This is a genomic window from Cryptosporangium japonicum (assembly GCF_039524755.1).
GTDB classification, from domain to species: domain Bacteria; phylum Actinomycetota; class Actinomycetes; order Mycobacteriales; family Cryptosporangiaceae; genus Cryptosporangium; species Cryptosporangium japonicum.
Genome location: NZ_BAAAGX010000017.1, coordinates 167,285 through 192,019, shown reverse-complemented (window position 1 = coordinate 192,019; position 24,735 = coordinate 167,285). Strand labels below are relative to the sequence as shown.

Genomic DNA, 24,735 nt, shown 5'->3' with positions numbered 1-24,735 from the left:
AACCCCGGGGGTACATCTTGGCTGGCACGTGGTGGCGCGATGCCGTGTTCTACCAGGTCTACGTGCGTAGTTTCGCCGACTCGAACGGCGACGGAGTGGGTGACCTGGCGGGGCTGAAGTCCCGTCTGCCCTACCTCGCCGACCTCGGCGTCGACGCGCTCTGGCTGAACCCGTTCTATCGCTCCCCGATGGCCGACCACGGCTACGACGTCGCCGACCCGCGTGACGTCGACCCGGTCTTCGGCACGCTCGCGGACTTCGACGACATGGTCGCCGAGGCCCATCGGCTCGGCATCAAGGTCACCGTCGACCTGGTCCCCAACCACAGCTCCGACCAGCACGTCTGGTTCCAGGAGGCGCTGAAGGCGGCGCCGGGCAGCCCGCAGCGGGAGCGCTACATCTTCCGCGACGGCCGCGGGCCCGACGGCAGCGAGGCGCCGAACAACTGGACGTCGGTCTTCGGCGGCCCGGCCTGGCACCGCGTCACCGAGCCCGACGGCACGCCCGGGCAGTGGTACCTGCACCTGTTCGCGCCCGAGCAGCCCGACCTCAACTGGGACAACCCGGAGGTCATGGCCGACCTGGAGAAGACGCTCCGGTTCTGGCTCGACCGCGGGGCCGACGGGTTCCGGATCGACGTCGCGCACGGCCTGGCGAAACCGCCCGGCCTGCCCGACATGGAGGCCGAGAAGGAGACGCTGGTCGGCGACGGTCACCCGCGCTTCGACTACGACGGCGTCCACGAGATCCACCGCCGGATCCGCAAGGTGCTCGACGAGTACCCGGACTCGATGGCGGTCGGCGAGATCTGGGTGCAGGACGTCGAGCGGCTCAAGCTGTACCTGCGCGCCGACGAGCTGCACCTCGCGTTCAACTTCGTGATCGTGCAGGCCCGGTGGCGCGCCGACGAGCTGCGCAAGGCCATCGACGACTCGCTCGACACCGTGTCGGGCACCCCCGCGCCGCCGTGCTGGGTGTGGTCGAACCACGACATCGTGCGTCACGTCTCGCGCTTCGGCGAGGGCCTGGTCGGTGACCGTCGGGCCCGCGCCGCGTCGATGCTGACGTTCGCGCTGCCCGGCGTCGTCTACGTCTACTACGGCGACGAGGTGGGCCTGCCCAACGTCGAGCTTCCCGACGAGGTGCTGCAGGACCCGACCTGGGAGCGGTCCGGACACTCGGTGCGCGGCCGCGACGCGTGCCGGATCCCGATGCCCTGGACGCCCGGCGAGCCGCCGTACGGGTTCTCGCCCGAGCCGGTCGACACCTGGCTGCCGCAGCCGGCGGGCTGGTCGCCGCTGGCCGTGGAGTCCCAGGTGGGCGTGGAAGGCTCCACGCACACGCTCTACAAGGACGCGATCGCGCTCCGCAAGGCGCGCGACGAGTTCTCCGGCGACATGACCTGGCTGGACGCACCGGAGGGGTGCCTCGCGTTCCGGCGCGACGGCGGCCTCACCTGCCTGGTGAACTTCACCAACCACCCGGTGGAGCTGCCCGCGCATCAGGAGGTGCTGCTGACCAGCGTTCCGCTCGTCGACGGCAAGCTCCCCGGCGACGCCGCCGCCTGGCTCGTCTGACCGATCGCGGCCCGCGCCCACCCGGCGCGGGCCGCGCACCGGCCTGAGTGGACACGCGCGGTTACCGTGTGGCCTCGTGAAAACGGACCGCACGACGCGGGTGCTGGCCGCCTCGATGGCGGCGCTGTTCGTGCTCGTGTGGTTCGTCGCCTGGGTCAGCCGGGACGAGCCCGACGAGGTCGTGCGCGACTACCTCGAGGCGTTGTCGGCCGGCCGGACCGCCGAGGCACTGGAGATCTCCCGCGCCGAGGACGTCCCGTCCAGCCCGTTCCTCCGCCCGGAGGCGATGGACGGCGGCTGGACGGTCGACGAGGTCGAAGCACCGGACCTGGTCGAGGGCGGTATCCCCGACTTCGAGAACGAGGACGTCTACTCCGTCGACTACCGCCTGAGCGGCGACCGCCCCGGCCAGTTCCACCTGGCCGAGGACGGCTGGAGCTGGCGAATAGAGAATCCGCTCGTCTACGTCCAATTCACGCCGATCGTGTATTCGTTCGTGCAGGTCGGCACGGTACGGGCGCCGCTGCCGGACGACGGATCCCCGGGGTTCTGGATGTTCCCCGGCGTTTACCGGCCCTACGCGGACCTCTCGTTCGAGGCCCTGGCGCCGAAGCAGCCCCAGCTGGTCGTGGCGCCCCGCTGGGACCGGTACCGGTACTCCCCCGAATTCGCCGCCACCGCGGCCGGCAACCGGATCGCCCAGACCGCCGCCGACACGGTGGTGGACGACTGCGTCGCCCTGCGCACCGCGAAATGCACCATGGCGCTCGAGTACCAGAGCGATTACGACACCGGAACGGACACGGTCGAGCTGGAAGACGTGACGGCGCAACGGTGGCGGGTGGTCCGCCGTCCGGTGGTCGGCGTGCGGGGTTCACTTCGGGAGGGGGACGCGTACGGGCCGCTCGAGACCCACGTCGTCACGCCCGGCGTGCTGCGACTCGACGCGACCGGCCTCGACCGCTACGACGAGCCGGTCACGTTCTCGCAGACCTGCGAGATCACGAAGTTCCGGCTGACGGTCCGGCCGAACGACGCCGGTGCCCTGACCTTCCCGCGCGACGGCAAACCGGTCCACGTCAAGTTGGACTGCACTAACGCAGGAGCTTGACGCCGAGCGACGCGGTGCGGTGGTGGACGTTGCCGTGGTCGGCGGACAGCCGCACCCACGGGCCGCACGACGCCACCCCCACCGGACCGTCGCCGAGGAACGCCATCCGGGCCAGCGCCAGCAGCAGGCGAAACGTCACCGCGATCTCCGGTGACCCCGGCGCACTGACACGCAACGTCTCGTGGTCCAGCAGCGACTCACCGGCGGCCTGGGTGCCGGCGGCACGGAACGCGTTCTGGCCGGCGGTGATCAGATCGCGCACGACCTCCGACGGCACGGTGTCAAGCACGCGCCAGCCGCGGTCGGGCGGGAGCGACCCCCGCCATTCCGAGTCGCGCCGACGCGGGGACTCGGACTCCAACAGCTCGGCGGCGCTCACCGTGACGTCGTCCAGCCGCGTTCCCGGCACCGTTCGCGACACCAGCACGTCGAACGGCAGCGCCGCCCACAGCGTCAGGTGATCCGGGCCGGACGGCCGCAGACGCACCAGCGCACCGGCGTCCAGACGCAGCACGCGCCCCAGGAACACGTCGAGGTCACGCCGCTGAGCGACCGGAACGGTCACGATTCCTCCCGCCACGCTTCGAGGAACTCGCGTTCCTCGGGCGACAGCCGACGCGGACGCCCGGACGGCAGCGAGACCGGAACCAGCCGGGTGAGCCCGCGTGCCGCCGTCTCCTTCGCGTGGTTGAACAGCTCGTAACCGACGCCGTAGCTGGCCGCACGCACCTCGGTGACCCAGCAGTCGACCCGGATCGGGCCACGCCCGTACGTCACCGGCCGCTTGTAGTCGATCTCGTGCCGGATGACCACGCAGCCGTCGAGCATCCCGGACAGCGCCTCTCCCCCGTCGAGGATCAGCGCCGTCCGGGCCTCTTCGAACAGCGTCAGGAACCGGGCGTTGTTGACGTGCCCGAAGGCATCCATGTCCGACCAGCGGACCTGACACCATTCCGTGTGACGCGGCATCTCAGTCGCGGGTCAGCTTCCGGTAGGTCACGCGGTGCGGACGAGCCGCCTCGGCGCCGAGCCGGTCGACCTTGTTCTTCTCGTACGACTCGAAGTTGCCCTCGAACCAGTACCACTGCGAGTCACCCTCGTAGGCGAGGATGTGCGTCGCGACGCGGTCCAGGAACCACCGGTCGTGGGTGATGACCACGGCGCAGCCCGGGAACTCCAGCAGCGCGTTCTCCAGCGACGACAGCGTCTCGACGTCGAGGTCGTTCGTCGGCTCGTCCAGGAGCAGCAGGTTGCCGCCCTGCTTGAGCGTCAACGCCAGGTTCAGCCGGTTGCGCTCACCACCGGAGAGCACGCCCGCCGGCTTCTGCTGGTCGGGGCCCTTGAACCCGAACGCGCTGACGTACGCGCGCGAGGGCATCTCGACCTTGCCGACCTGGATGTAGTCGAGCCCGTCGGACACGACCTCCCACAGCGTCTTCTTCGGATCGATACCGCCACGACCCTGGTCGACGTAGGAGATCTGCACGGTCTCGCCGATCTTCACCGCGCCGCTGTCGGGCTTCTCCTCGCCCATCAGCGTGCGGAACAGCGTCGTCTTACCGGCGCCGTTCGGGCCGATGATGCCGACGATGCCGTTGCGCGGCAGCGTGAAGCTCAGGTTGTCGATCAGGACCCGGTCGCCGAAGCCCTTGGTGAGGTTGTCGACCTCGATCACCACGTTGCCCAGACGCGGGCCCGGCGGGATCTGGATCTCCTCGAAGTCGAGCTTGCGGTGCCGGTCGGCCTCGGCGGCCATCTCCTCGTACCGGGCCAGACGCGACTTGCTCTTGGCCTGACGCGCCTTCGCGTTCGAGCGCACCCACTCGAGCTCTTCCTTGAGCCGCTTGGCGCGCTTGGCGTCCTTCTGACCCTCGACCTTCATCCGCTCGGCCTTCTTCTCCAGGTACGTGGAGTAGTTGCCTTCGTACGGATAGGTGCGGCCGCGGTCGATCTCGAGGATCCACTCGGCGACGTTGTCCAGGAAGTACCGGTCGTGCGTGACGGCGAGGACGGCGCCGGCGTACTTGGAGAGGTGCTGCTCGAGCCAGAGCACGCTCTCCGCGTCCAGGTGGTTCGTGGGCTCGTCGAGCAGCAGCAGGTCGGGCGCCTGCAACAGCAACTTGCACAGGGCGACGCGACGCCGCTCACCACCGGAGAGCACGCGGACGTCCGCGTCGCCCGGCGGGCAGCGCAGCGCGTCCATCGCCTGCTCGATCTGGCTGTCGAGCTCCCAGGCGTTGGCGGCCTCGATCTTGTCCATCAGCTCGGCCTGCTCGGCCAGGAGCTTGTCGAAGTCGGCGTCGGGCTCGCCCATCGCCTCGTTGACCGCGTCGTACCGCTTGAGGATGTTGCGGATCTCCGCGACACCTTCTTCGACGTTCTCGCGGACGTTGAGGTCCTCGTTGAGCGGCGGCTCCTGGAGCAGGATGCCGACGGTGGCGTCGGGGGCGAGGAGAGCGTCGCCGTTGGAGGCGTTCTCCATCCCGGCCATGATCTTCAGAACCGTGGACTTGCCGGCGCCGTTGGGACCGACGACGCCGATCTTCGCGCCGGGCAGGAACGACAGCGTGACGTCGTCGAGAATCACTTTGTCGCCGTGCGCCTTGCGCACCTTGCGCATCGTGTAGATGTACTGGGCCATCAGGGGGTCGTTCCTCCGCAGATCGCGTACTTCCTTCCATCCTCCCAGGTCTGCAAGTTCACGCGAAATCAACGCCCGTACCCGCGACGGAGCAGATCGATCAGCTCGGCGGCGGCCGCGCCGGTGTCGAACGCCGGGTCGGCGAGGAACTCGCCCACTATCGCGTCGACCGCGCCGTCGATCAGCACCGCGGTGACGACCGGGTCGACGTCCGCGCGGTAGTCGCCGGCCGCGACGGCTCCCCGCACCAGACCCGCGACGGCGTCACGACGGCTGGACGCGCGCGGGACGTCCTCGACGCCGGTGTCCTCCACGATGGCCTCGACGATCATCCGGACGTGGGTGGGGTTCGCACGCAGGTGCTCGATCAGCGACCGGACGTACGCCTCCAGCGCCGCCGCCCCGGAACGCGCGGCCACCGCCCGGCCGACGTGGCTCGTCAGCCCCTCGATCACCTGCCCGTACGCGGCACGCACGATCGCGTCCTTGGACGGGAAGTGGTAGAGCACCGCGGCCTTGGTGAGGCCGGCCGCGTCGGCGATGCGCTGCAACGAAGCCTTCGCGAACCCGTGTTCGGCGACGACGTCGATCGTCACCCCGACGATCTGCGCACGCCGCGCCTGCTCCACGAACGTCAGGGGTTTCCCGGATTCCACGCTCCGAACCTAGCGTTCTACCGCGTGGTTAGTAAACTGACCGCATGGTAGAACGACGCAAGCGGCTGTTGCTCGGCGCGTTCGGCACCGTGATCGCGCTGGTGCTCGGCACCGCCTACGCGCTGAAAGACCCGTCCCCGATCGGCTACTTCACGTCCGGCGACGCCCAGAACCGGTTCCTCGCCGCCTACGACGACGCGATGGACGAGATGCCCACCCCGGACCGGACCCTCGACGTCCGCACCACCTACGGAGTCGTCCGGCTGTACCGCTTCGCCGGGGCCGACCCGGGCGCCGAACCGCTGGTCCTGCTCCCCGGTCGCGCGTCCGCCTCACCGCTCTGGGCCGACAACCTGCCGTCGCTGTTGAAACGGCGCAGCGTCTACACGATCGACCTGCTCGGCGAACCCGGCTACAGCGTCCAGCAGCGGCCGATCACCACCCCGGCCGACCACGCCCGCTGGCTGCACGAAGCGCTGCTGGCGCTCCCCGAGCCGCGCGTGCACCTGCTCGGCTGGTCGATCGGCGGCTGGACCGCGGCGAACCTCGCGGTCCGCGAGCCGGCCAAGATCGCGAGCGTCGCGTTGTTCGATCCGGTCGTGGTCTTCGGTGATCTCTCCGGCCAGGCGGTGATCCGCTCGCTGCCGGCGAGCGTGAAGTGGTTCCCGAAGTCCTGGCGCGACTCCTTCGCGAGCTGGACGGCCAACGACGCCCCGGTCGAGGACGAGCCGGTTGCCCGGATGATCGAGGAAGGTCTGCAGTCCTACGTGATCAAGCTGTCCGCGCCGACCCGCCCGACCGACGAGCAACTGCGTTCGCTGCGGATGCCGACGCTGGTGGTCTTCGGCGGCGAGTCCCGGATGCACGACCCGAAGGCCGGCGCGGAGAACGCCCGCCGCGTGCTGCGCCACGGCACCGTGAAGAGCTACGACGACGCCTCGCACGCCGTTCCCGCCGAATACCCCGACCGCGTCGCGGCGGACGTCGACCGCCTCCTGACCTGACGAAACGCCGGGCCCGAAGGGGTTGGGCCCGGCGCTTCGCGTCAGCAGGCGGAGCTAGCCCTTGAGGCCACCCGCCAGAAGTCCTCGCACGAAGTACTTCTGCAGGGACAGGAACACGATCAGCGGGACGATCAGCGAGACGAACGCGCCCGCGGTCAATCGTTCCCACCGGTCGCCGCGCGAGCCGGCCATCTCGGCCAGCCGGACGGTCAGCGGTGCGACGTCCTTCGTGCCGCCGGTGAACGTGAGCGCGACCAGCAGGTCGTTCCACACCCACAGGAACTCGAAGATGCCGAACGAGGCCAGCGCCGGCGTGATCAGCGGAAGCATCAGCTTCCGGAAGATCGCGCCGTGCCCGGCACCGTCGACCCGAGCTGCCTCCACCATCTCCCGAGGGATTTCGGAGATGAAGTTGTGCAGCAGGAACGTGCCGAGCGGCAGACCGAACGCGGCGTGCGCGATCCAGACCGTCACGAACGTGCCGGTGAGGTTGAAGTCCGGGACGATCGTGATGCTGCCGATGTGCGCACCGTTGGAGAACAGCTGCAGCAGCGGGATCAGCGCCATCTGCAGCGGAACGATCTGCAGCGCGAAGATGCCGATGAACACCCAGCTGCGGCCCTTGAAATCGATCCAGGCCAGCGCGTACGCGGCCATCGCCGCGAGCGTCAGCGTGAAGATCGTCGCCGGGACGGCGATCACGATCGAGTTGATGAAGTAGCTGGCCAGCTGCGTCGAGGAGGTTCCGAACAGAACCGTCTCGTAGTTCTCCAGCGTGAACGACGGGTTGGTGAACGCCGTCCACCAGCCGGTCGTCTTGATCTCGCGCTCCGGCCGGAACGACGAGAGCAGGAGCCCGAACGTCGGGATCGTCCAGATCACCGCGATCAGCAGCGAGATGATCGACGCCGTTCGCGAGGTCAGCCGCTTCTTCACCCGGTTGGCCATCGGTTCGGTGACCGCTACCGGCGGTGTCTGGGTGGCGGTGGCCGCGACCGTGCTGCTCATCGGGTCTCCTCCCGCTGACGAAGAACCCGGATCTGGTAGAGCACCAGCGGGATCACCAGGACGAACAGCAGGAGCGCGAGCGCGGCACCGCGGCCGGGCTCACGGAACCGGAACGCCTGCGTGTACATCTCGTTCGCGATGACGCTGGTGTCGAAGTTACCGCCGGTCATCGTCCGGACGATGTCGAAGACCTTCAGCACCGCGATCGTGATCGTGGACAGCACGACGATCACCGCGCCACGGATCGACGGCAGCGTGACCTGCCAGAACATGCTCCAGGGGTTGACGCCGTCGATGCGTGCCGCCTCGACGATGTCGGCCGGGATGCCCTTGATCGCCGCCGAGAGCACGACCATCGCGAAACCGGCCTGGATCCACACCATGACGATGAGGAGCAGGAACGTGTTCAGCGGCGGGTCGAGCAGCAGCTGCTTGGGTTCACCGCCGAACCAGACGATGAACTGGTTGATCAGGCCGATCTGCTCGTTGCCGCCGCCCCGGTAGGCGTACATGAACTTCCAGATGATGCCGGCGCCGACGAACGAGATCGCCATCGGCATGAACACCAGCGTCTTGGAGATCGCCTCGGTGCGTGCCTTGTCGATCACGATCGCGTAGATCAGGCCGATGCCGGTCGCCAGGATCGGCGTCAGCACGGTCCAGATGATCGTGTTCCGGATCGTGATCAGTGCCTCGTCCTCGGTGAACAACCACTTGTAGTTGTCCAGCCCGACGAAGTCACCGGCGGCGTTGGTGAACGACAGGATCGTCGTCCGGATGGCCGGGATCAGCAGCCCGACCGCCAGCAGCACGACCGCGGGCAGCAGGAACACCGCCAGCTGGTACCTGTCGTGGCCGCGTTTGGGGGCGCGATCGACCACGAGCAGAAGCAGCCCCACGACCGCGCCGAACACGGCGACGGCCAGCAGAGCGTTGAACAGTTTCGGGCCCCAGTCGACAAAGTCCACGGCCCACTCCTTCCGATGCCGGAATGCCCGGGGGGTCACCCCCGGGCATTCCGACCCGCACAGGTTTCGTCAGCGCACGCCCGTGTTCCGGGTCATGACGCCAGTGGAATGCTGCCTTCTCGTTTCGCGGGGCGTCACGGCCGTCACGCGAGCTTCACCATCTTGCGCCCACACCCGGCCCCAGGCCGGGCATCAGCGGAAACTCGTGCCAGCAAAGTTGTAACGCGCGGCCCCCGAACGGAGGGCAGGCGGGTGCCCGGGCGGTGCGGTCGCACCGCCCGGGCCGGTCGGCGAGAGCCGACCCCGTGGGATTACTTCGGCCAGCTCTTCTCGACCGAGTCGAGCGCCGGCTTGGTGGCCTCGCCGTTCAGCCAGGCGACCATGGCCTTCCAGAACGAACCGGCGCCCACCGAACCGGGCATCTGGTCCGAACCGTCGAAGCGGAAGACCGACTTCGGGTCCTGCAGGATCTCGACCGACAGCTTGTCGATCGGGCTCTTCAGGTTGTTGGCGTCCAGGCCCTTGTTGGCGCTGATCCAGCCACCCTCACCGATCTTGGCCCGGCTGTTGGCCCACTCCGGCGTCGAGAGGTACTCCTGCACGGCCTGGACCTCGGGACGGTCGGCGAACGCACCGACGAACTCACCGGCACCGAGCACCGGCTTACCCTTGGCGGGGTCGATCGGGGGCAGGTAGAACGCGAACACGTCGCCGTCAGCGGCGACCGTGGTGCCTTCCGGCCACTGGTTGCCGTAGAAGGACGCCTGACGGTGCAGCGTGCACTTGTTCTCGAGGATGGGCAGGCCACCCTCCTGGAACGACGTGGTCACGATGCTCTTGACGTCGCCGTAACCGCCGTTGACGTACTTCGGGTTCTTCAGGATCTTGCCGACCTCGTCGAGGCCCGACACGATCGGCGCGGAGTTGAACGGCGTGGTGTGGTTGACCCACGCGTCGTACTCCTCCGGCGTGCCGGTGCGCAGGAGGACGTCCTCCAGCCAGTCGGTGGCCGGCCAGCCGGTGGCGTCACCGGACTCGACGCCCGCGCACCACGGCTTCTCGCCGGTGTTGGCGATCTTGTCGGAGAGGGAGATCAGCTCGGCCCACGTGGTGGGGACCTGGTAGCCCTTCTCCTTGAACGTCTTCGGCGAGTACCAGACGAACGACTTCACGTTCGCACCGAGCGGCGCGGCGTAGAACTTGCCGTCGACCGTGCCGTACTTGATCCAGTCCGGCGAGAAGTTCGCCTCGGCGCTGGTCTTGACGGCGGCCGGGGCCGGCTTGACCTTGCCCTCCTTGGCCAGCGAGGCCAGCAGGCCCGGCTGCGGGAAGAACGCGAGGTCAGGAGCGTTGCCACCGTCCACGCGGACGTTGAGCTGGGCCTCGAACTCACCGGAGCCCTCGTGCTCGATGGTGATGCCCGTGCAGTCCTCGAACTGCTTCCAGGATTCCTCGAGACGGTCGGCTTCGACGTCACGGATCGACGAGTACGCCGTCACCGTGGCGTCTTCCTCGACGGCCCACTTCTTGTAGGGCTCACACTCGGCGGAGTCCTTGTCCGCCCCGGAGCCGCTGGTGCTGCAGCTCGCGAGGAGAAGCACCGTCCCCACCGCTGCCACGGCCCCTCTGACGGCTCGTCGACGCGGCACACCAAACACCATCGTTTGTAACCTCCTTCTCAACGAGGGATGCGTGTCGCACAATGACCGCTCCACCGGTCACCGTGTGAGCTACGCCTCGATCCCCCGGGCGGTAGAGCGATGAAAGCGCTTTCTTAACTCCAGCGCAACATCTCTGGCTTTCAAACAGGTAACGATCCGGAAGCGGCTAACTCCGCCCCTGGTAAACCGAGGTTCCGACGCTGCTGAACTGAATCGATAGAGCTGACCAGGTCGTGAATGACGGGCCACTCCACGGGGCACAGCCGGTGATCGACCAGACCCGAACGGTCCGGATAGCCCAAGTCGGTGGTCTAGCCTCGGCGAACGCCCGATAGGATGACGGCCGTACGGACAACCCGAGGGGGTTCCGCCCGTGTCGGACCGCACTTCGATCGTCGTCGTCGCCAACCGATTGCCAGTCGATCGCGAGGTGAGAGCCGACGGTTCCGTCCATTGGCGTCCCAGCCCGGGGGGCCTGGTCACGGCCCTCGAGCCGGTGATGCGTAAACGGCAGGGCGTCTGGGTCGGCTGGTCCGGCGATGCCGGCGACGCGCCCGAGCCGTTCGAGGCCGACGGCATCCAGATCCATCCGGTGCCGCTGTCGCGCCGCGAGGTCGACTCGTACTACGAGGGCTTCTCGAACGCCACGCTCTGGCCGCTCTACCACGACGTCATCGCCGAGCCGGAGTACCACCGAAGCTGGTGGGACGATTACGTCACGGTGAACCGCCGGTTCGCCGACGCGGCCGCCGAGGCCGCGCCGGACAACGCGGTGGTGTGGGTGCAGGACTACCAGCTCCAGCTGGTGCCGCAGATGCTCCGCGAACGGCGGCCGGATCTGCGCATCGGGTTCTTCCTGCACATCCCGTTTCCGCCGCAGGAGCTGTTCATGCAGCTGCCGTGGCGCACGCAGGTGATCCGCGGGCTGCTCGGCGCCGACCTGATCGGGTTCCAGCTGCCCGGCGGCGCGGCCAACTTCCTGCGCCTGGCCCGGCGGCTGATCGACCTCAAACCACGCGGCAGCGAGGTCGACTTCGAGGGCCGCACGGTCCGCGCGCGGTCGTTCCCGATCTCGATCGACTTCGCCAGCATCGACGCGATCGCGCGCGAGGAGCACATCGCCAAGCGCGCGGCCGAGATCCGGGACGAGCTCGGCCACCCGAAGACGATTCTGCTCGGCGTCGACCGGCTCGACTACACCAAGGGCATCGCCATCCGGCTCAAAACGTTCTCGGAGCTTCTCCAAGACGGGTCCGTGAGCGTGCCCGACGTCGCCCTGATCCAGATCGCGACGCCCAGCCGGGAGCGGGTCGAGCACTACAAGGTGCTGCGCGACGAGATCGAACTCCAGGTCGGCCGCATCAACGGCGACTACGGCAACGTCGGCGCCCCCGCGGTGCACTACCTGCACCAGTCGTTCAGCCGCGAGGAGCTCACCGCGTTCTACCGCGCGGCCGACGTCATGCTCGTCACCCCCCTGCGCGACGGCATGAACCTGGTCGCCAAGGAGTACGTCGCGTCGCGGGTGGACCACGGCGGCACGATGGTGCTCAGCGAGTTCACCGGCGCGGCCGCGGAGCTCAAGCAGGCCTACCTGGTCAACCCGCACGACATCGACGGCGTCAAGGAGCGGGTGCTGCAGGCCATCAACGCCGATCCGGCCGACGCCCGGCGCCGGATGCGCCGGATGCGCAGGCAGGTGGCCGAGCACGACGTGTCGCGCTGGGCGGCCGACTTCCTCGAGGCGATGGGCATCGAGGCATGACCCTGCGTAACGCGATCGCGCGCCTGTCCGGCGTCGGGACCCTGCTGGTCGCCACCGACTACGACGGTGTGCTCGCGCCGATCGTCAACGACCCGGCGAAGGCGTTCCCGCTGCCCGCGGGCATCGACGCGCTGCAGGAGCTGGGAACGCTCCCGCGCACGTCGGTGGCGCTGCTCTCCGGGCGCGCGCTGGTCGACCTGGCCCGGCTCTCCGGGCTGGGCGGCGAGGCGCTGCTGGTCGGCACCCACGGCGTCGAGTTCGACGACGGGTTCGCGATCCCGGCCGAGGCCGCCGAGCTGCGCGCGCGGCTGCTCGCCGAGCTGGGGCCGCTGGTCGGGGCGGTGCCGGGCGCGGCGCTCGAGGAGAAGATCGCCAGCGTCGCGGTACACGTCCGGAACGCCGACGAGGACGCCGGGGAGAAGCTCCTGGCGGCGGTGGCGGCCGGGCCGGGCAGCCACCCCGGGGTGCACTCCACGGCCGGCAAGAAAGTGCTCGAACTGGCCGTCGTCGAGACGAGCAAGGGCACCGCGCTGGACGTCCTGCGCGAGCGCACGGGCGCCGACGCGGTGTTGTTCGCCGGCGACGACGTCACCGACGAGAAGGCGTTCGCGGTGCTCCGCCCGGGTGACGTCGGCGTCAAGGTCGGTCCGGGCGAGACGGCCGCGGAGTACCGAGTGGACGATCCGGAGGCGGCCGTCGCGATGTTCGCGCTGCTCTCCGAGGAGCGGCGCCTGCACGTCGGGACATAGGTCGGCCGCCCGGACGAACCGGGCGGCCTCATGCCGTGGTCGGGAGAGCCCGGGTGGCGGCCCGGCCTAGTCTCCCGACGACAGCGTCAAGCTTTCGTGCGTGAGGCGGTCAGCCTCTCAACGCCACCGGCGGTGGTGGTGGCCACGCCAGTGGCGGTGGTGACGGCCACCCCAACCCCAGTTGTCGCCACGGCCCCAGTAGAAGCCGGGACGGCCGTAGTAGTAGTAATCGCCACCGCGGTAGTAGTCCCCGGCCCAGGGGTAGTCCAGGTAGTCCGGGTACTGGCATCCGTAGACGGGCGCGAACCCGTCACAGATGATGACGATGGCGGCCTTCTTGGCGGCCGGAGCGGTGCTCTGCGTCGCGGCCGACGCGGGGGCAGCCACGCTGGCCAGGCTTGCGGTCGCTACGCCCGCGAGGACGAGCCCGCGCATGAACTTGGAAGACAAGGCGAAAGAGCTCCTTTCGACTGGATGGCGAATGTCGGCAGCAGCACGGGAACGGCCGTGAACACGGCGAAGACCGCCGTCCGACCAGGGATTCCGTGCTGTCCGAGCGCTACACACCGGTGGTCACCACCACACTGGACGGCGGCGCGGCCCCGGGTTCGTGCCCCTAGGAGTATGCCTTCCCGAAAGGGACAAAGCAACGCAAAACGCTCTTGCCCTCACGCCGCTTGATCGGCTCCAAAAATGGGGCGTATCGCGGTTCGAAGCCATCGCGTGAGCGGACGCCGACCACTTCCGATCTCGTCGCTCGACCGGCCATATGCGAGCATCTCGCCTTACTAAGGGTTACCGAACCTCGCGCCGCCGACCGGGAGGGCGGCAGCCAGCGCGGTGAGGCGCTCCCCGATCGTCACGACCTCACCGACCACGCAGATGGCCGGGTGCGACAGGCCGGCCGCGAGCGCGTCCGACGCGACCGTGCCGAGCGTGGCCAGCACCTGACGCTGCGACCCGGTCGTGCCCTCCTGGATCACCGCGGCCGGGGTGTCCGCGGCCCGGCCGTGCGCGATCAGCGCGGCGGTGATCGCCGGCAACCGCTCGACGCCCATCAGGATCACCAGCGTGCCCTTGAGCCGGGCCAGCGCGGACCAGTCGACCAGCGAGCGCGGGTCCTCCGGTGCGACGTGCCCGGACACCACGACCAGCTCGTGCGCGACACCCCGGTGCGTGACCGGGATCCAGGCCGACGACGGCACCGCCACCGCCGACGTCACGCCCGGCACCACCTCGACCGGCACCCCGGCCGCGAGGCAGGCCTCGAGCTCCTCGCTGCCCCGGCCGAACACGAACGGATCGCCGCCCTTGAGGCGCACCACGAACCGACCGGCCTTGGCCCGCGACACGAGCGTCTCGTTGATGGCCTCCTGCGCCATCGCCCGCCCGTACGGCACCTTCGACGCGTCCACCACCTCGACGTGCGGCGGGAGCTCGTCGAGCAGCAGCTGCGGGGCGAGCCGGTCGGCCACCACGACGTCGGCCTGGGACAGCAGACGCCGACCGCGGACCGTGATCAGCTCCGGGTCGCCGGGGCCGGCACCGACCAGGGCCACCCCCGGCACGGGGCCACGGCCGCGCTGCGGAGCGGCGTCGAGCGAACCGTCGTTGAGGCGGTCGACGAGCGCGTTACGCAGCAGGGACGCACGCCGGGGATCGCGGTCGGCGTGCACCGCGACCGTGAGGTTGCCGTGCCGCCCGACCGCCGGTGTCCACGCGGACGCGTCCGAGCCGTCGTCGGCACGGGCGCAGAACGTGTGCGCGGCCTCGGCCGCCGCGGCGACCGCCGCGTTGACGGCCGGCACGTCGGTCGCGGCCATCACGTACCAGGCGCCCTCGACGTCACCCTCGGCGTACTCGCGCGGCTCCCACCGCAGCCGCCCGGCCGCCGCCAGCGCGTCGAGCGCGGGCGTCACCTCCGGCGCCACCAGCACGATCCGCGCACCGGCGTCGAGCAGGGCCGGCACCCGCCGCTGCGCGACCGTGCCGCCGCCGACGACCAGGACGCGTCGTCCGGTCAGCCGCAATCCGACCGGGTACGTCACTGTTTCTCCGTCACGCCGGCCGAGTCGAACGTCGCCACGTCGCGCAGGGCGCGCACGCTCGCCTGCACGATCGGGAGGGCGAGCACCGCACCGGTGCCTTCGCCGAGCCGCAGCGAGAGGTCGACGAGCGGCGTCAGGCCCAGGTGCTCCAGGGCCACCCCGTGGCCGGGCTCGGTGGAGCGGTGGCCGGCGACCACGGCGTCCAGGCAGTCCGGTGCCAGTGCGGCGGCCGCCAGCGCGGCCGACCCGGCGATCACCCCGTCCAGGATCACCGGCACCCGCTCGGCCGCGGCTCCGAGCACGAACCCGGCGATCGCGGCGTGCTCGAGGCCGCCCACGGCCGCCAGCACCTCGACCGGATCGGTCAGTCGACCGTGCCGAGCCAGCGCCCGACGAACGACGTCGGTCTTGCGGGCCAGGGTCTCGGCGTCGACACCGGTGCCCGCGCCGGTGACCGCCGCGGCGTCGGCGCCGGTGAACGCGGCCACCAGCGCCGCCGAAGCGGTCGTGTTCGCGATCCCCATGTCGCCGGTGAGCAGCGCCCGGTGCCCGGCGGCCACCAGCTCCTGGGCCACCGTGATGCCGACCTCGATCGCGGCGACCGCTTCGTCCCGCGTCATCGCCGGCTCGACCGTCATGTCCCGGGTGCCCCGGCGCACGTTGCGCTCCAGCAGCCCGGCACCGGCCGCGGGCGGAACCGCCACGCCCACGTCGACGACGGTGACCGACGCCCCCATCTGCGCCGCGAACGCGTTGACGACCGCGCCGCCGGCGAGGAAGTTCGCCACCATCTGACCGGTGACCTCCTGCGGCCACGGCGTGACGCCTTGCGCGTGAACACCGTGGTCACCGGCGAACACCGCCACCGCCGCGGGTTCGGGCAGCGGCGGCGGGCACTCACCGGCCAGCCCGGCGAGCCGGATCGACAGGTCTTCGAGCACGCCGAGAGAACCGGCCGGCTTCGTCATCCGCGCCTGCCGGTCACGCGCCTGCGCGGCGGCCGCGGCGTCCGCGGGACGGATCGCCGCAACGGTCGAGCTCAACAGGCTCATCAGGTGGTTCCTCCCAGGGCCGTTCCCTTAATCGTGCACCGCGCCGCTGCGTGACCGCGCCCGCCCTCCCCACTACGCGCCCGCACGCGTGGCGCAACCCTCAACGGGCCGCCCGGAGCGCGTCCAGGAACCGGTCGGTGGTGGCGCGGTCCCGGACCGCGATCCGGAGCCAGTCGGGCCCCAACCCGGGGAACGTGTCGCCCCGGCGCACCGCCCAGCCCCGCTTCCGCAACCGCTCCCGCAACCGCGCGGCCCCCGGCGTCTCGATCAACACGAACGACGACGCGGGCATCCCGTGCACCCGCACCCACGGCAACGCACGCAGCCCCGCCAGCAGGTACTCGCGTTCGCCGACGAGGGTGGCCGCGAACTCGTCCGCGGCGGCCACGGCACGTATCGAGCTGCACTCCACCGCCGCCGCCAAGGCCGGCGTGGACACACCCCAGAGCGGCTGGGCCTCCGCCATCGTGGCCACCGCGTCGGCGGACGCCAGCAGATACCCCACCCGCAGCCCCGCCAGCTGCCACGTCTTGGTCAGGCTCCGGACGACGACCAGCCCCGGCAGATCCCGCCGGCCCGCCAGCGACTCCGGTTCCCCGACGACCGTGTCCGCGAACGCCTCGTCCACGACGAGCGTGCGCCCCGGCCGCGCCAGCGCCGCGATCGACGAAGCCGGATGCAGCACCGACGTCGGATTCGTGGGATTGCCGATCACGACCAGGTCGGCGTCGTCGGGCACCAGCGACGGATCGAGCACGAACCCGTCCGCGGCGCGGAGCACGACGTGTGACACCGCGTGCCCCGCGGCCAGCAACGCCGCCTCCGGCTCGGTGAACTGAGGGTGCACCACCACCGCGCGCCGCGGCCGCAGTACCCGCGCCAGCAGCACGAACGCCTCCGCGGCCCCGGCGGTCAGCAGCACCTCGGCCGGTGGCCGACCGTGCCGCTCGGCCACCGCCGCCCGCGCCCCGGTCTGATCGGGGTAGGCCCCGAGATCCTCGAGCGACTCCCGTAACGGCTTCGCCAGCCACCTCGGCATCGGTCCTCGACGCACGTTGACCGCGAGGTCGACCAGCTCGATCCCACGCACCTCGGCGTCGCCGTGGTGCCGGAGATCAACCACTGTGCCGGGCGATCGCCACCGTCACGGTCGGCGACGTCCGCTTCGGCACGACGAGCGTGCCGGTCGGCCGACCGGTGGAGTCGAGCAGCGCCGAGGCCTCGGCCACGCTCGCCGTGCCGGCCACCTCACCGACCAGCGCGGACGGCGTCGGCACCAGCACCTGGGCGAGCCGGGCGGACGGCCAGGTCACCAGCCGCCAGCCCCGGTCGGCGGCGACGGTGCGGATCCCCGCCTCCGTCCCTTTCGCCTCCACGGTCGCGAGGTGCGCCACCTCGTGCGCCGGGATGCGCGCGGCGGCGAGCGCCTCGTCGACGAGCGCGCTGACCTCCGCGGCGGACGCCCCGGCCCGCGCCCCGACGCCGACCACGTAGACCGCTAACGGCTTCACTGTGCTCCACTCCGAACGCCGGTCCGCCGGGCAGGGACCAGCACCGATGACAGGTACGGCGCGATGCTGCCGTCGGCCGAGGCCAGCGGCCGCACCTCCTCGCCCGGCAGGCCGAGCCGCGCCCCGTACAGCGCGCCGTGCAGACGGCCCGCGCGCCGGACCGCTTCCTTCACGCCGATCAGGTGCCGCCCGCTCTTGTAGACGACCACGCTGCCCGGACGGTCGAGCACGTCGGAGAGGCCACCCACGCCGGTGCCGAGCGGCAGCAGCGTGAGCGACTCGCCGCCCTCCACCAGCGGCACCCGGCAGCGGCTGGCCAGGTCCTGGGCCGCGGTGACCCCCGGAACCGTCTCGACCGTCACCTCGGGAAGCCGCGCCCGGATCGCTTGCGCGAGCTGGGTGAACGCCGAGTACACGTTGGGGTCGCCGATGGTCGCGAACACCACCGAGCCGTTCGCGCCGATCGACTGCAGGTGCCGGGCGACGGCGTCGGCGGCCCCGTCCGGGTCGCCCGCCGCGAACACCAGACGCTCGAGCCGGTCGTGGTCCACGTGCGTACGCACGGTGATCTCGGCGTAGCCGGTCTCGTCGGCGGACAGCACCGGAACGTAGACCCGGTCGGCCGCGCGCATCACCCGCACGGCCTTCACGGTGACCAGCTCGGGATCGCCCGGGCCCACACCGACGCCGATCAGCTTCATGCGACGCTCCTCCGCCGGTGGTCGGGGCCGTCCCACCCGGCCCGGCTCGACCACCCGCCGTGAGAACTCATGATCCGTCGCGATCCGCCGCAGACGCCGGACCGTCGCTCCGCGACACGCGGGGCAAACTTCCCGAATCGCCGTTTTTGTCGGCCACTGCGGTGTCATCCCCGTCAGCGGTGGTCCCGCTCTCCGCGTCCGACGCCACCGGGTCGGAGTTCTCCGCGCCGTCGCGGGCACGGGCGGCCGCGGCGTCCTGATCGGCGCGCGCCCGGGCCGCCTCGGCGTCCGACTCCGCACGGGCACGAGCGGCCGCCGAGTCCGCCGCGTCCCGATCCTCACCGGACCCGTCCGCGGGCACGACCGCCATCGGCGCCTCGTCGGCGGCCGGCTCGGTAGCGGTCGGTGCGACCGAGGCCGGCTCGGTAGCGGTCGGTGCGACCGAGGCCGGGTCGGCGGCGGTCGGCGGTACGTCGACCTCGGTGGGGGCGGGATCGGTGGCGGCGGGCGGCAGCGCTCGCGGAGCGTCGACCAGGGTGGGTGACGGACCGGTAGCGACGGCGGGCAACGCGCGACGCTGCACACGCGCCGCCGCATCGACCAGCCGCCGCGCGATCACCGGATGCGCGGCCCAGTGCAGGTGCAGGTAGGACGCGTGGATCCCGTCCTGCACGAACCCCTCCGGCGGGCGCCCCTGCCACTGCCAGGCCGGCCGCGCACCGGCCCGCGGCTCCACCTGGGTGCGGTGGAACACGTGCCCGTGCACCCGCGTGCCTTCCGGCAGCAGTGGCGAATCCGAGATCGCCACCGCGCTGCGATAACCGAGCGTGAGGTTCGGCGTCATCCCCGACTCGGCGTCGAGCACACCGCACATCGGCTTGCCGTCCAGCGACTTCGTCAACCAGAGCAGCCCCGCGCACTCCGCGGCGATCGGCGCCCCGGACGCCGCCAGCTCACGCACCGCCTTCTTCAACGGCTCGTTCGCGCTCAGCGTCTCGGCGTGGACCTCGGGGAAACCGCCTCCCACGACCAGCCCGGCCGTGCCCTCCGGCAACGACTCGTCGTGCAGCGGGTCGAACCGCGCCACGACCGCACCGGTGGCCTCCAGCAGCTCGACCGTCTCGGCGTACCCGAACGTGAACGCCGCTCCCGCGGCGACCGCGATCACCGGCCGCTCCGACACCCGGCCACCGACCGCTTCGGACGCCGACCACGGGTCGGCCGACACCGGCGGGGCCGACCGCGCGAGCCACAGCAGCCGGTCCAGGTCGACGCTCTCGGCGACGATCCGCCCCATCGCGTCGACCGCTTCGGTGGCTTCCTTGCTGCGCTCGGCGACCGGCACGAGCCCCAGGTGACGCGACGGCGTCGAGATCGCGTCACGACGACGCAGCGCCCCGAACACCGGCGTGCCGATCTCCTCGCACGCGTCACGCAGGATCTTCTCGTGCCGCTCGGACCCGACCCGGTTGAGGATCACCCCGCCGAGCCACACGCTCGGCTCGTAGGTGCGGAACCCGTGCACCAGCGCGGCGACCGAGCGGCCCTGCGCCGACGAGTCCACGACGAGCACGACCGGCGCACGGAGCGCGGCCGCGACCTGGGCGGTCGAGCCGAGGTCGCCGTGGCCGACCGCACCGTCGTAGAGGCCCATGACGCCCTCGACGACCGCGAGGTCGGCACCGGCGGCACCGTGCGCGAACAGCGGCCCCATCAGGTGCGGGCCGACCAGGTACGGGTCCAGGTTGCGGCCCGGCCGACCGGAGGCCAGCGCGTGATAGCCGGGGTCGATGTAGTCCGGGCCGACCTTGTGCGGACTGACCCGCAGGCCGCGTGCCCGGTACGCGGCGAGGAGCCCGGTCGCGACGGTGGTCTTGCCGTGGCCGGACGCCGGGGCGGCGATGACGAGGCGGGGGACGACGGTCACCACTCGATTCCCTTCTGGCCCTTCTGCCCGGCGTCCATCGGGTGCTTGACCTTCGTCATCTCGGTGACCAGGTCAGCAGCTTCGAGAAGGGACGGATGGGCGTTACGGCCGGTGATCACGACGTGTTGGCTGCCGGGGCGGTTCCCCAGCGTCTCCACCACATCATCGACGTCGACCCAACCCCACTTCATGGGATAAGTGAACTCATCCAGGACATACAGGCCGTAACTTTCGGCGGCCAGATCACGCTTGATCTGCTCCCAGCCCTCGGCCGCGTCACGCGCGTGGTCCTGTTCGGTGCCCGCGCGCTGGATCCAGGACCAGCCCTCGCCCATCTTGTGCCAGGTCACCGGGGCACCCTTGCCGGTCTGCGCGTGGTACTCGCCGAGCGCGGTGAGTGCGTCCTCCTCCCCCACCCGCCACTTGGCACTCTTCACGAACTGGAAGACGCCGATCGGCCAGCCGGCGTTCCAGGCCCGCAGCGCGAGCCCGAACGCGGCCGTGGACTTGCCCTTCCCGGGGCCGGTGTGGACGGCCAGGATCGGCCGGCGGCGGCGCTGGCGGGTGGTGAGGCCGTCGTTCGGGATGACGTCCGGTTTTCCCTGCGGCATCAGGCTGCTCCCCTCGCGACGTGCACCAGGTTGTCGGCGTTGAGTTCTTCCAGGCGGAGCGCGGGGGCGCCGAGGTGTCGCGCCAGTTCCTGGGCGAGGTTGAGTCGGATCGGCCCGCTCTCGCAGTCGACGACGACCGCCGCGATGTGTTCGGCGGCGAGGTGGGCGGCGGCGCGGCGGGCGTCGCTCATCGCGTTCTTTCCGTACGTGGCGCGACCGTCGGTGACCACCACGAGCAGGGGACGTCGGTGCGGGTTGCGTCGTTTCTCGAGTTTGATCACCTCGGCCGACTTGAGGAGCCCCTGCGCGAGCGGGGTCCGGCCGCCGGTCGGGAGCTCCTCGAGGCGCCGCGCGGCCACCTCGACGCTGCCGGTGGGCGGCAGCGCGAGCGTCGCGGTGTCCCTCCGGAACGTGACCAGGCCGACGGTGTCGCGGCGCTGGTAGGCGTCGAGCAGTAACGACAACACCGCGCCCTTGACCGCGGCCATCCGCTGCCGCGCGGCCATCGAGCCGGAGGCGTCGACGCAGAACAGGATCGTGTTGCTCTCCCGGCCACGGCGGACCGCGGCGCGCAGGTCCTGCTTCTCCAGCCGGAGGCCGGTGGTGCGTCCGCGGGCCTTCTGGTGCGGCGCCGCCGCCAGCAGCGTCGCGATCAGGTGGACGTCGGTCACCGGGCCGTCGGTGCGTGTCGCGCGCACCACGCGGCCGCGCCGGGACTCGGCCGGCGAGCGGCGACCGGTGGCGTCGGTCTGGGAGCGTCCGACACCGGGCACGGTGAGCAGCTTGGTGCGGTAGGGGTTGGTGGCACGGACCGCGGCTTGCTCGGCGGCGGCGGCGAGCCGGCGCGGCCGGTCGTCGGTGTCGTTCTCGGCGGCCTTGGCGTGGTCGGCGGGGGCCGGTGGGGCGCTCGTTGCGGGATCCGGTTTCAGGTCGGGGCCGCCGCCCGGGTTTTCGTCGGGCGCGTTGCTGTGGGGTGCGTCGCTGTTGGGTGCGTCGCTGTTGGGTCCGTTGCCGCCGGGTGGGCCGCCGTTGTCGGGGCCGGTGTCGTCGTCCGGGCCGGGGCCCGGGTCGTCGGGGTCGTCCGGGTCGTCGTCCGGGTCGTCGGCGGCGGCTTCCTGGAGGGCCTTGTCGAGCTGGTCCTGGTCGAGGCCGGGCGCGTCGAACGGGTTGCGGCGACGGCGGTGCGGCAGCGCCAGCTCGGCGGCGCGCCGGATGTCGTCGTCGGTGACGTGGTCGCGCCCGTGCCAGGCGGCCAGCGCCACGGCCGTCCGCGCGGTGACGAGGTCGGCCCGGAGCCCGTCCACGTCGAACGCGGCGCACACCGCGCTGATCCGGCGCAGGGCGGCGTCGCTCAGCACGACGTCGGCCAGCCGGGCCCGGGCCTCGACGATGTGGGCCGCCAGTTCCGCGTCGTTCCCGGCCCAGCGGGCCGCGAACCCCTCCGGGTCGGCCTCGTAGGCCAGCCGGCGACGCACGACCTCGGCGCGTTCCTTCGGTTCGCGGCTGGCCGTGACCTCCACCGTGAGGCCGAACCGGTCGAGCAGCTGCGGACGGAGCTCGCCCTCCTCCGGGTTCATCGTGCCGACCAGCAGGAAGCGGGCGGCGTGCCGCACCGAGACCCCGTCGCGCTCGACGTAGGCGCGGCCCATGCCGGCCGCGTCGAGCAGCGTGTCGACCAGGTGGTCGGCGAGCAGGTTCACCTCGTCGACGTAGAGGACGCCCCGGTGCGCGGCCGCCAGCAGCCCGGGCTGGTAGGCACGCACACCCTCGGTGAGCGCCCGCTCGAGGTCGAGCGCACCCACGAGCCGGTCCTCGGTGGCGCCCACCGGCAGCTCCACCAACCGGGCCGCCCTGGTGTCGGCGGCGACGTCGGTGTGCGGCCCGTCGGGGCACTGGGGGTCCGGCGACGCGGGGTCGCAGGCGAAGCGGCAGCCGGCCACCACCGTGACCGGTGGGAGCAGGGCGTGCAGGGCCCGGACCACCGTCGATTTCGCGGTGCCCTTCTCGCCCCGGGCGAGCACACCGCCGATGGCCGGCGAAACGGCGTTGAGCGTCAACGCGAGACGTAGGTCGTCCAGCCCGACGACCGCGGAGAACGGGTACGGCGGAGTCACCCGCCGATCACGCACGAGGGCATGCCAGGATCCTTCCCGCGGGTGTCCACGCCCGCGTGTGCGGTGACCTGCGAGCAGGCTCGCAGGGAGCGGACGCAGTGTCCTGGCTCCCGGATCGAAGCGTGTCCTCGGCCTTCCAGCCGTTACCGGCCGTGACCGTTGAGTGAGGTCGGCTCCCCGGTGACAGTGGCGGGACCGCGCCGGATTCGCACCGGTCTTCCTGCCCTCCGCTCGCGGTAACTGTGACTCACCACGCGCCCGTCGTCAAAGGCGCGAGACGTGCGTCACCACGTCAGAGACGCAGCGCCGCGGACTCGCGCCGGGCCGCGGCCAGCTCGGCCTCCACTTCCCCGTCGGTGAGCTGCGGAAAAGACCGGTAGTGGTAGCCGACGGCACGGAACTCCGGCGGCGCGGCGACGCACACCACGGCGTCGGCCTCGGACCGGAGCATCGCCACCGCCTGCGGCGCGCACACCGGTGACGCGAACACCAGGTGGCCGGGGCGCAGCGACCGCAGCGACCGCAGCGCGGCCCGCGCGGTGGCACCGGTCGCGAGCCCGTCGTCGACCACGACCACGGTGCGCCCGGTCACCACCGGCGCCGGACGGCCGCCGCGGTAACGCTCGGTGCGCCGCACCGCCTCGGCGCGCTCCCGCTCCACGTCGGGCTCGAGCTCCTCCAGCGTGAGGCCCACCTGGTCGAGCAGCCCCCGGTCGAACAGCGCCGGTCCGTCCACGGTGACCGCCCCGACGCCGAGCTCGCGGTGCCACGGCACCCCGATCTTGCGCGCGACGACGACGTCCAGCTCACCGTGGACCGCGGCGGCCACGGTGCGCGCGATCGGGACACCACCGCGCGGCAGCCCCAGCACGAGCGGCACCTCGTGGTCCTTGAGATGTTCGGTGACCGCGACCGCCAGCGCGCGGCCCGCTTCCGCCCGATCAGCGAAGTAGTCCGACATTTGGCACCTCCGGTAACCGGGGGTTACCCGGCTGACCGGGGTCACACGCCTCCGAGCCCGCGTTCCCGGGCCCGGATCAGCGCCTCGGCCCGGCTCGGCACGCCGAGCTTCGTCAGCACGTTCGCGACGTGGTTACGCACGGTTTTCGGGCTCAGCACGAGCCGGCGGGAGATCGTCGTGTTGTCGTACCCCCGAGCCACCAGGTCGAGCACTTCGCGCTCACGGTCGGTGAGTTCGGGGAACGGCACCGGCCCGGTGGTGCGTGCTCCGGACAGGTAGCTCACGGCCTGCGCCGCGACCTGCGGGCCGAGGATGATCTCGCCGTTCGCGACCGCGCGCACGGCCCGCTCGACCTCGGCGGGTGTGGCGCCCTTCAGCAGGTACCCGCGGGCACCGGCGCGGACCGACGCGACGACCGACTCGTCGTCCTCGAGCATCGTGACGACGAGGATGCGCAGGTCGGGCCACCGCCGGAGCAGTTCCCTGGTGGTTTCGACGCCGGAGTCGGCGCCCAGGTGCAGATCCATGATCACGACGTCCGCGCAGGCCGGGGCGTCCCCGCTTGCCCTGACGTCCCGGCTTACCCCGACGTCCCCGCTTACCCCGACGTCCCCGCTTACCCCGACGTCCCCGCTTACCCCGACGTCCCCGCTTACCCCGACGTCCCCGC

General features: G+C 71.2%; 22 protein-coding genes, 1 pseudogene and 1 riboswitch. Of the genes and pseudogenes, 5 read left to right on the top strand and 18 right to left on the bottom strand.

Annotation, left to right across the window (positions count from 1 at the left end; translation table 11 throughout):
• Positions 1–17: 17 nt before the first annotated feature.
• Both ABD437_RS22795 and ABD437_RS22790 read left to right on the top strand, forming a co-directional pair.
• On the top strand, positions 18–1,577 hold the full coding sequence (locus ABD437_RS22795; RefSeq protein ID WP_344650929.1) for a glycoside hydrolase family 13 protein: 1,560 nt from the start codon (positions 18–20) through the stop codon (positions 1,575–1,577).
• Between the two features lie 76 nt (positions 1,578–1,653).
• Positions 1,654–2,688, top strand: a complete 1,035-nt coding sequence (locus ABD437_RS22790) for a hypothetical protein (protein WP_344650928.1) — start codon at positions 1,654–1,656, stop codon at positions 2,686–2,688.
• Here the strand turns inward: ABD437_RS22790 and ABD437_RS22785 are convergent.
• From ABD437_RS22785 to ABD437_RS22770, 4 genes are all read right to left on the bottom strand, one after another.
• A complete protein-coding gene (locus tag ABD437_RS22785; protein ID WP_344650927.1) occupies positions 2,672–3,253 on the bottom strand; it encodes a DUF8185 domain-containing protein in 582 nt (193 codons plus the stop codon). The two genes, ABD437_RS22790 and ABD437_RS22785, sit on opposite strands and share 17 nt — an antisense overlap.
• Entirely contained in the window at positions 3,250–3,657 is a 408-nt protein-coding gene (locus tag ABD437_RS22780; RefSeq protein WP_344650926.1) for an acyl-CoA thioesterase, read from the bottom strand. The genes ABD437_RS22785 and ABD437_RS22780 overlap by 4 nt, the downstream gene beginning before the upstream one ends.
• 1 nt (position 3,658) lies before the next feature.
• Entirely contained in the window at positions 3,659–5,329 is a 1,671-nt protein-coding gene (gene ettA, locus ABD437_RS22775) for an energy-dependent translational throttle protein EttA (protein WP_344650925.1), read from the bottom strand.
• Between the two features lie 68 nt (positions 5,330–5,397).
• Positions 5,398–5,985 (bottom strand): TetR/AcrR family transcriptional regulator, encoded by a 588-nt coding sequence (locus tag ABD437_RS22770; protein ID WP_344650924.1) that lies wholly within the window; start codon positions 5,983–5,985, stop codon positions 5,398–5,400.
• 44 nt (positions 5,986–6,029) lie between these two features.
• Here ABD437_RS22770 and ABD437_RS22765 point away from each other — a divergent pair, with 44 nt between their 5' ends.
• Positions 6,030–6,989 (top strand): alpha/beta fold hydrolase, encoded by a 960-nt coding sequence (locus tag ABD437_RS22765; protein ID WP_344650923.1) that lies wholly within the window; start codon positions 6,030–6,032, stop codon positions 6,987–6,989.
• 54 nt (positions 6,990–7,043) lie between these two features.
• On the opposite strand, the gene ABD437_RS22760 is transcribed toward ABD437_RS22765, so the two are convergent.
• The 3 genes from ABD437_RS22760 to ABD437_RS22750 form a co-directional block, all read right to left on the bottom strand.
• Entirely contained in the window at positions 7,044–7,997 is a 954-nt protein-coding gene (locus ABD437_RS22760; RefSeq protein WP_425558210.1) for a carbohydrate ABC transporter permease, read from the bottom strand.
• Positions 7,994–8,965, bottom strand: a complete 972-nt coding sequence (locus ABD437_RS22755; RefSeq protein ID WP_344650922.1) for a carbohydrate ABC transporter permease — start codon at positions 8,963–8,965, stop codon at positions 7,994–7,996. Before ABD437_RS22755 ends, ABD437_RS22760 begins: the two co-directional genes overlap by 4 nt.
• Before the next feature lie 311 nt (positions 8,966–9,276).
• Positions 9,277–10,626: an ABC transporter substrate-binding protein gene (locus ABD437_RS22750; RefSeq protein ID WP_425558209.1), complete on the bottom strand. Its 1,350-nt coding sequence runs from the start codon at positions 10,624–10,626 to the stop codon at positions 9,277–9,279.
• A 373-nt stretch (positions 10,627–10,999) separates the two neighbouring features.
• On the opposite strand from ABD437_RS22750, the gene ABD437_RS22745 reads away from it, so the two are divergent.
• Together ABD437_RS22745 and otsB are read left to right on the top strand one after the other, a co-directional pair.
• The gene (locus ABD437_RS22745) at positions 11,000–12,391 is read left to right on the top strand and encodes an alpha,alpha-trehalose-phosphate synthase (UDP-forming) (protein ID WP_344650920.1); all 1,392 of its coding nucleotides are present in this window, start codon (positions 11,000–11,002) and stop codon (positions 12,389–12,391) included.
• Positions 12,388–13,140: a trehalose-phosphatase gene (otsB, locus tag ABD437_RS22740; RefSeq protein WP_344650919.1), complete on the top strand. Its 753-nt coding sequence runs from the start codon at positions 12,388–12,390 to the stop codon at positions 13,138–13,140. Before ABD437_RS22745 ends, otsB begins: the two co-directional genes overlap by 4 nt.
• 117 nt (positions 13,141–13,257) lie before the next feature.
• Here otsB and ABD437_RS22735 read toward each other — a convergent pair whose 3' ends face one another.
• The 11 genes and pseudogenes from ABD437_RS22735 to ABD437_RS22685 form a co-directional block, all read right to left on the bottom strand.
• Positions 13,258–13,527, bottom strand: coding sequence for a hypothetical protein (locus ABD437_RS22735; protein ID WP_344650918.1), 270 nt, complete (start codon positions 13,525–13,527; stop codon positions 13,258–13,260).
• Between the two features lie 401 nt (positions 13,528–13,928).
• Positions 13,929–15,188 (bottom strand): uroporphyrinogen-III C-methyltransferase, encoded by a 1,260-nt coding sequence (cobA, locus tag ABD437_RS22730; RefSeq protein WP_344650917.1) that lies wholly within the window; start codon positions 15,186–15,188, stop codon positions 13,929–13,931.
• Entirely contained in the window at positions 15,185–16,234 is a 1,050-nt protein-coding gene (cobT, locus tag ABD437_RS22725; RefSeq protein WP_344651009.1) for a nicotinate-nucleotide--dimethylbenzimidazole phosphoribosyltransferase, read from the bottom strand. Before cobT ends, cobA begins: the two co-directional genes overlap by 4 nt.
• A 106-nt stretch (positions 16,235–16,340) precedes the next feature.
• Positions 16,341–17,363, bottom strand: coding sequence for an Rv2231c family histidinol phosphate aminotransferase CobC (gene cobC / locus ABD437_RS22720; protein WP_344650916.1), 1,023 nt, complete (start codon positions 17,361–17,363; stop codon positions 16,341–16,343).
• Positions 17,356–17,751: a cobalamin biosynthesis protein gene (locus tag ABD437_RS22715; RefSeq protein WP_344650915.1), complete on the bottom strand. Its 396-nt coding sequence runs from the start codon at positions 17,749–17,751 to the stop codon at positions 17,356–17,358. The genes cobC and ABD437_RS22715 overlap by 8 nt, the downstream gene beginning before the upstream one ends.
• The gene (cobI, locus tag ABD437_RS22710; protein ID WP_344650914.1) at positions 17,748–18,452 is read right to left on the bottom strand and encodes a precorrin-2 C(20)-methyltransferase; all 705 of its coding nucleotides are present in this window, start codon (positions 18,450–18,452) and stop codon (positions 17,748–17,750) included. Before cobI ends, ABD437_RS22715 begins: the two co-directional genes overlap by 4 nt.
• 595 nt (positions 18,453–19,047) lie before the next feature.
• A pseudogene (locus ABD437_RS22705) lies at positions 19,048–20,379 on the bottom strand (cobyrinic acid a,c-diamide synthase CobB); the annotation flags it as partial.
• Entirely contained in the window at positions 20,376–20,990 is a 615-nt protein-coding gene (gene cobO, locus ABD437_RS22700; protein WP_344650913.1) for a cob(I)yrinic acid a,c-diamide adenosyltransferase, read from the bottom strand. The gene cobO and the pseudogene ABD437_RS22705, both read right to left, overlap by 4 nt.
• Positions 20,990–23,104 (bottom strand): putative cobaltochelatase, encoded by a 2,115-nt coding sequence (locus ABD437_RS22695; protein ID WP_344651008.1) that lies wholly within the window; start codon positions 23,102–23,104, stop codon positions 20,990–20,992. The genes cobO and ABD437_RS22695 overlap by 1 nt, the downstream gene beginning before the upstream one ends.
• A 96-nt stretch (positions 23,105–23,200) precedes the next feature.
• Positions 23,201–23,327, bottom strand: a riboswitch (cobalamin riboswitch).
• Positions 23,328–23,396: 69 nt separating this feature from the next.
• Positions 23,397–24,065, bottom strand: coding sequence for a phosphoribosyltransferase (locus tag ABD437_RS22690; RefSeq protein ID WP_344650912.1), 669 nt, complete (start codon positions 24,063–24,065; stop codon positions 23,397–23,399).
• Positions 24,066–24,106: 41 nt separating this feature from the next.
• The coding region (locus ABD437_RS22685) for a LuxR C-terminal-related transcriptional regulator (protein ID WP_425558208.1) at positions 24,107–24,735 on the bottom strand (629 nt) is incomplete at its 5' end.